The sequence below is a fragment of the Pullulanibacillus pueri genome (assembly GCF_014639255.1).
Classification (GTDB): domain Bacteria; phylum Bacillota; class Bacilli; order Bacillales; family Sporolactobacillaceae; genus Pullulanibacillus; species Pullulanibacillus pueri.
Map to the genome: position 1 here is coordinate 1 of NZ_BMFV01000069.1, position 6,156 is coordinate 6,156.

At 35.0% G+C, this 6,156-nt stretch carries 9 protein-coding genes; 5 read left to right on the forward strand and 4 right to left on the reverse strand.

Annotated elements, in window-relative coordinates; translation table 11 throughout:
- Together IEV91_RS21365 and IEV91_RS21370 are read left to right on the forward strand one after the other, a co-directional pair.
- The coding region (locus IEV91_RS21365; RefSeq protein WP_188499449.1) for a hypothetical protein at positions 1–221 on the forward strand (221 nt) is incomplete at its 5' end.
- Positions 222–295: 74 nt separating this feature from the next.
- Positions 296–760, forward strand: coding sequence for a DUF3967 domain-containing protein (locus IEV91_RS21370; RefSeq protein ID WP_188499450.1), 465 nt, complete (start codon positions 296–298; stop codon positions 758–760).
- Between the two features lie 671 nt (positions 761–1,431).
- Here the strand turns inward: IEV91_RS21370 and IEV91_RS21375 are convergent.
- From IEV91_RS21375 to IEV91_RS21390, 4 genes are all read right to left on the reverse strand, one after another.
- Positions 1,432–1,665, reverse strand: a complete 234-nt coding sequence (locus IEV91_RS21375) for a hypothetical protein (RefSeq protein WP_188499451.1) — start codon at positions 1,663–1,665, stop codon at positions 1,432–1,434.
- Positions 1,666–1,679: 14 nt separating this feature from the next.
- Positions 1,680–2,276: a hypothetical protein gene (locus IEV91_RS21380; protein WP_188499452.1), complete on the reverse strand. Its 597-nt coding sequence runs from the start codon at positions 2,274–2,276 to the stop codon at positions 1,680–1,682.
- A gap of 351 nt (positions 2,277–2,627) precedes the next feature.
- Positions 2,628–3,440: a rolling circle replication-associated protein gene (locus IEV91_RS21385; RefSeq protein WP_188499453.1), complete on the reverse strand. Its 813-nt coding sequence runs from the start codon at positions 3,438–3,440 to the stop codon at positions 2,628–2,630.
- 557 nt (positions 3,441–3,997) lie between these two features.
- Positions 3,998–4,207 (reverse strand): hypothetical protein, encoded by a 210-nt coding sequence (locus tag IEV91_RS21390; protein ID WP_188499454.1) that lies wholly within the window; start codon positions 4,205–4,207, stop codon positions 3,998–4,000.
- Between the two features lie 250 nt (positions 4,208–4,457).
- On the opposite strand from IEV91_RS21390, the gene IEV91_RS21395 reads away from it, so the two are divergent.
- From IEV91_RS21395 to IEV91_RS22135, 3 genes are all read left to right on the forward strand, one after another.
- Positions 4,458–4,646 carry a hypothetical protein gene (locus tag IEV91_RS21395; protein WP_188499455.1) on the forward strand — a complete coding sequence of 63 codons (189 nt, stop codon included), beginning with the start codon at positions 4,458–4,460 and terminating at the stop codon, positions 4,644–4,646.
- Between the two features lie 70 nt (positions 4,647–4,716).
- On the forward strand, positions 4,717–6,063 hold the full coding sequence (gene mobV, locus IEV91_RS21400) for a MobV family relaxase (RefSeq protein ID WP_188499456.1): 1,347 nt from the start codon (positions 4,717–4,719) through the stop codon (positions 6,061–6,063).
- A gap of 6 nt (positions 6,064–6,069) precedes the next feature.
- The coding region (locus IEV91_RS22135) for a DUF7695 domain-containing protein (protein ID WP_444544433.1) at positions 6,070–6,156 on the forward strand (87 nt) is incomplete at its 3' end.

The window sequence follows — 6,156 nt, forward strand, 5'->3', positions numbered from 1 at the left end:
TAATGACTGTTAAAGAGTTAATCAAAAAACTAGAGACACTAGACCAAAATCTTGATATTTCTGTTTTTGTACACAATCATGGGCGACCCGTTTGTCATAAAAAGCCCATTGAAAATATAGAAATTGTTTTTGACCAAGATACACACAAGGCTAGTTATTCAATCGATGTTGATGTCTCTCCTACCTTTCAGATTCCTGAAGAAAGAATCATCACTGAATAGAAATAATGCTGTAGCGACCTATTAAAAGGATTTTCTATTTCTATATTGAAGTCTATAGCAAAGGAGTGGTCGCTATGGGTGACGCTATTAAAACTTATTCAACCAAAGAGGTTGCAAAGCGCCTTTTGATTGAGTCCGTTACTGTGCGAAAATACGCAGGAATGCTTGAAGAGAAGGGATATGTTTTCAAAAAAAACGATCGAGGTTGGCGAGTGTTTATAGAGGACGATATAAGGGCTATGGAACATCTATTGATGATGAAATCAAACGGTCAGTCTTTAGAAAAATCCGTCGATCATATAGCGACCTTATATCGTTCTCATTTATCCATAGCGCAACCCGATATGACGCTACAAGCTGACAATAATACCCTTTTAGAATTTATCAAACGCCAAGAAGAATTTAACCAGGCACTTCTAAAGCGCCTGGATCAACGTGATCAAAACTTAATGGCAGTCCTTCGTGAAATTCAAGAAGCTAAACAAAAGATTGCAGCTACTAAACAAAAGAAATGGTGGAAATTTTGGATTAAAGTATAAAATTAATGATTTTCTTTAAAAACATTGAAAAATGGAAAGAGCTAACGAAAAGAAAGAACACCGTCTGACACGTCGTAGAAGCCACGATATAGAGCTTGAACGATAAATATGTGTTTAACTAATCGTAAGATTATTTATGGGAGAAGTGGTTAAATTTGAATATTATACTTGAATTTCTAGAATTTCTAAACCTTGCTGTTCATATACCTCTTCTAAAAAAAGTTAATGAATCAGATATAGGTAGAAACCTAAAAACCCTAAAAAAATATCAATGGTTCCAAAATTACCTCAATAATGAAAAATATAAGGAACTAATCAAACACAATAAAGATGTTCGGAAAACTATCGGAAGATTTAATAACCATAAACTCAATAAAAGTTCCTATAACATTAAGTGTCAAAAAAAAATACACAAAGTATTACTTAACGTTTCCTATCATAAATAAAGTCAACACCAAATTAGACATCTCTTTTTACGCACATTAAAATATTTCAACCATTGCATTAGTTGGATTTTTTTGCTCCTCGACAATCATTATCATTCTTAATATCAGATGACGAATAGGGAATTTGAAAAAAACATAAATATACAAAAACCACGATTATAATTTAATCGTGGTTGATAATTAATTGCTCTTAGTTTTAAATAGTTATTTTTTATAGATTACTTTTTATTCTTCACCTTTAATTTTATATCTTATAGATTTGTAAATAATATACAAAAGATAAATTAAGTAACCTAAAGCAAAATCTAGAATTAAATGTTTAATTGATAAATCTAATTGTTTTCTAGTTATTAAATTCCATATTAAAGGAATAAGGTCAATAGTAAATGCTAGAGCACCTCCTAAGATAGAAGGAACTAATACAAATACGATGATAAAAGATTTAACTGACCTTATCATTGAACAAGTCTCCTTTAAACTATTTCTTTAACTCCGCATACAGCAACAATAAATGCAAATTTGGCTGGTAGACCGCCAGGAAGAGCAACGTGAGCAATTTTTTTAATTAAAAGTTTACTAGCTTTTTTTCCTAGAACTTTTTTTAAGTTTGTAAACAAAATTGAGGAAGCTTTCTTCCAATGATGTGATTTTAAGGCTGTTTTTACTGGTTTGGTATATGCTCGCTTTATAATATCTACCCCAACTGCACTTCCAAGAGATCCTACAAGGCATTTTCCAAAACTGTTTATACTTTTGACTTGATATTTACCCTGTTGAACTTCTTGTTGTTCAGTTTGTTGTGTTTCAATCGCTTCTTTGAGTTCTTCTAATGACCCATCATCTCCGTATTTATCTTGTAGCTTATTAATGTCTATAGCTATAATATTACCGTTTTCATCAGTTTCAGCAGCTTGAGTGTATAAAAATTCTAATTGGCTTGCCATTTCGTCAATAATTTCTTGTTCAGTCATGTTGTCGCTATTTTTTGTTACCTCTTTAGCGCTTGCCATTGGTGTAAGAATAGTAAGACTAAGTACAATTGTCGTAATCATAATTATACATTTTTTCATTCTTTTTTTCTCCCTCCAATATTTTTGTGTTTTTAAGCAAACCTCACCTCTAGTGATATTAGGTAAGTAGAGTAAAATGGTTAAATATCCATAAACCTCCTATTATGAGAATATAATACTATTAAATTACCAGGTCAATCCAATTCAGAGGGAATTTAATGAAAATATTAGAAAAATTCAGCTACACAATTTTCATACTCTGCGCAGCCGTCATAATGATTGTTAACCTTACAAACAATAATGAAACCACCAAGGATCTAGTAGGAATAATATCTTTTATTATTGTTCTTATAGTTGTTATTAACTCGATAATCTATAGAAAAAAAAGCAAAAAAAAGTAGGATGACCATCCTACTTTTTTTTGCTTTTAATTTGTTTATATATCATTTTACCCACATGTTCATTATCATGAGTCGCTTCAAAAACAACTGACTCCGAATTTATAATTTTATTTTCTAACTCATTTTTCTCTTTTTCTGTCATCGCAACTTCAATCGGTTTTATTAAACCACGAGACTGAAAAAATAGCTTTTTGTTTTTCTCTTTCGCACTTTTACCAGTCTTTGTTTCATAGCCATTTTTCATAGCTTCAATATCTTTTTCTATGTATTTTACGACGTAAGCACCGACATTATCTATATCCTCTATCGCATTGATTCTTACACCACGTTGCTCTCTTCCATTTTCCCAAACCTTAACCAATTCTTCTTGTTTAATATAAGGCAAGTTGTAAAAAAGAACATGATAGTGGATTGCACCACGAGTCTGTCGTTCTACTACACAAGTATATTTTAATCCACTCTGTTTTTTAAAAATCTTACGAGATAAACGTCTAATAAATTGCCTAAATTCACTATTAGCAATCTCATGATCAAGTATGTTTTCCTTAAACGTTAACGTCATAAATTTTGGCTTTTCTTTGCCCCATGCTCCGATATTTGCATTGATAGTTCTACGCAAGGTTTGAATGGTTCTTGAAAGTGACCGTTTCAAATTCTGCTGATCTTTTAATTCTCTCTCCGCTAGAGTCATCCCATTCTCACCAACTTCAACTCGATCACTGCTACCGCTTGCACTATTTAGACCTAAAATAACACCATTTTCGTACGAATATATTTCTGTAATGTTTCCACTAACGACGACCTTATGATATACTTTTTTCACGATAATGAATTATTCCCCTTTCCGAATGTTTTAGCGAGCACACGGATTGGGGCATTTTTTTGCCAAAAATATGTAACTATTAACGTTACTCCTAATCTATCATTTTGGTACTTAAGTGTCCATATAAATAAATCAAGTAAAGAAGAAACTCGTTTCACTCGTTTTTAAACAAAAAATCCCCCTAAAAACTTAGGGGGATTTTTTCATGTAAGAACTACCACCGACGCAATCGGTGAAGGTTCTACCTGCAATTTGAATATAACACACCTCGGAATTTCCTCAAACCCACCTAAATCGGATTTTCCGACACAGGAAGACTCGACCCCAAAACCTTGCCTTTTTGAAAAAAGGCAAACCCAAAAACTTTCGATATTCGAACCCCCAACCCCCAATCCTTTGGGGCTCCCTCGCCGGTAGGCAGGAACAAACGTGGTTTGTTCAATGCCAAGAGGGTTTGAGGTCAGTAAGTCTATCAACTCCTTAATGCTCCCTCACTCCACTGGCGTTCCGTTCAGTCCGCTTACCGTTGACAGACACCACATTCAAACTCTCTAATTCTAGTCTTTAACAAATCCTTTGTAATGCTTATCAATAATTTCGGTAACCTCTTTATCCGAAAGGACACTCTCTCTAGCAAAAACATAAAGAGCCTTTTGGATCACATCCGTTTTATTTGTTTTAATGCCTTGATTTCCTAACGTTTCAACCATTTTTTCTAAGAGTGCTGCGTGTACTTCATCAAGTCTAATATTCATTTGCTTTGTCATAACTTCCAACTCCTTAACCTCTAATTGATTAATTTTATTATAACATCGTATATACAATTTGTATATACGATGTGTATATTTTCATAATAATTTATTTCAAGGCCTTCTAACAGCCCAAATTTGCGTTTTATATGATTTAGAATGTTTTTATACCAGAATGATAGAAAAAGCTCTCAGAATTGAAATATGGGACTCAGAGGACTATTTTAGGGGTGTGTCAACGGTACCGGACCGAAGGGAGGATAAGGAGTTGATACACACGCTACACCCGAACCCTCTTGGCATGGAACAAACCACGTTTGTTCCTGCCTACCGGCGAGGGTGGGGTCAAGGGGAAGATTTCCCCTTGTGGGTTTGGGCAAAGCCCAAGGTCTTTTGCACGTTTCCAACGTGCTTCGGCTATCAGCCGAATAGCCTCGCAGAGCGCACCTTTACGTAGTAAAGTATAGTGCGCTATACTTTACATGGAAGTTATTGCCGGAAATCCTCCCGAAATGTGGTGCTAGAAAATGAGTATGTTAGTCGCCCGGATGCAGAAAATGAAAGCTGGTAATCTATCAGGAATGGAGAAACATAACAAACGGATTTTCCAGAATCATAGCAATCCCGACATCGATACCTCTCTCTCCGATCAGAACTACGACCTCATGAACCGAGAAGGAAAATACAAAGACATTGTCACTGAAATTATTGAGTCACAGAAGATAAGCCAACGAGCAACGAGAAAAGACGCAGTCTTGGTCAGTGAATGGATCATCACCAGTGACCAAGCTTTTTTTAAAAACATGGATCCAAATGAACGTGATCGGTTTTTCCAAGAAGCCACCGACTGGTTTAAAGAGCGCTATGGTGAGCAAAACCTCGCATACGCTCATGTTCACTTAGACGAAACCACTCCTCACATGCACTTGGGGGTCGTTCCTATGCGTGACGGAAAGCTACAAGCCAAAAATGTGTTTAATCGTGAGGAACTAAGACATCTCCAAGACGAACTACCCAAACATTTAAGGGAAAAGGGATTTGAGATTGATCGAGGAGCCGAGGAATCAGAAAGAAAGCATTTATCTATTCCCGAATACAAAAAAGCGATGGAATCTGTAAAAGAGCTCGACGTAGAAAGGCAGAAAAAGAGCCAAGAAATCATTAAGACTGTTTCCCAAATAGATGAACTCCAATCAGCTAAAAGCGCCTTACAGGACGAATATGAAGCTCACAAGGCCATCGTTAACGAGTTTAAACAAAGAGGAAAGGGACTTGTTGAAACGACCAAGAAACTCGTTGAAAAACCTCCTTACAAAGCACCAGAAGTTGAATCCATTTTTCAACCCGAGGTGAGCGACGATTTCCTTGGTAAAAATGTCAAAATGAAAAAAGAAGATTACAGCAAGATGATCGAGAGCCAAAATACCTCTTTAGAAAAACATAAAATATTAACTAATCGTTTTGATCTTGTCGCAGAAACATTGGAAAAGGCAAACAGAATTAATTATCAACTTTCTGCAGAACTAGAAAAAGCTAAAAAGGCTATTCCTGTTCAGACTGATGATTTTGTTTCCAAAACTGAACATGAAAAGATAAAAAGAGAATTAAAGATTTCCGAACAACGTCATGAACAAAAAGATTTTATAATTCAGCAGCAACAAGTTGAAATTAAAGATTTAAAACAGATCGTCAATCAATTTAAAATGGTTTGCATTGATTTCATCAAAGAAAAACGTCATCAAGCTTTCGACCTCATGAGTGATCTTGCTAAAAAATTGCATTTGGTCAAGGATGTAAACGAATCGATCAAGCAGGATAAAGAACGTGAACAAGAGAAGAGTCGTCACCAGGATGATTCGGAAATGGAGCTTTAATGTTTCATGAAAATTATAAAAAACAAAGTCCGTTGCAAAAAGTGTGGGAGCATTATTGAATCCAAACATACGCATGATTTTCAGCACTGTCTT

Excerpts from the sequence above, each read along its gene's own strand:
- mobV (WP_188499456.1), top strand. The coding sequence starts at position 4,717 with ATGAGTATGTTAGTCGCCCGGATGCAGAAAATGAAAGCTGGTAATCTA.
- IEV91_RS21390 (WP_188499454.1), bottom strand. The coding sequence starts at position 4,207 with ATGACAAAGCAAATGAATATTAGACTTGATGAAGTACACGCAGCACTC.
- IEV91_RS21380 (WP_188499452.1), bottom strand. The coding sequence starts at position 2,276 with ATGAAAAAATGTATAATTATGATTACGACAATTGTACTTAGTCTTACT.
- IEV91_RS21370 (WP_188499450.1), top strand. The coding sequence starts at position 296 with ATGGGTGACGCTATTAAAACTTATTCAACCAAAGAGGTTGCAAAGCGC.
- IEV91_RS21375 (WP_188499451.1), bottom strand. The coding sequence starts at position 1,665 with ATGATAAGGTCAGTTAAATCTTTTATCATCGTATTTGTATTAGTTCCT.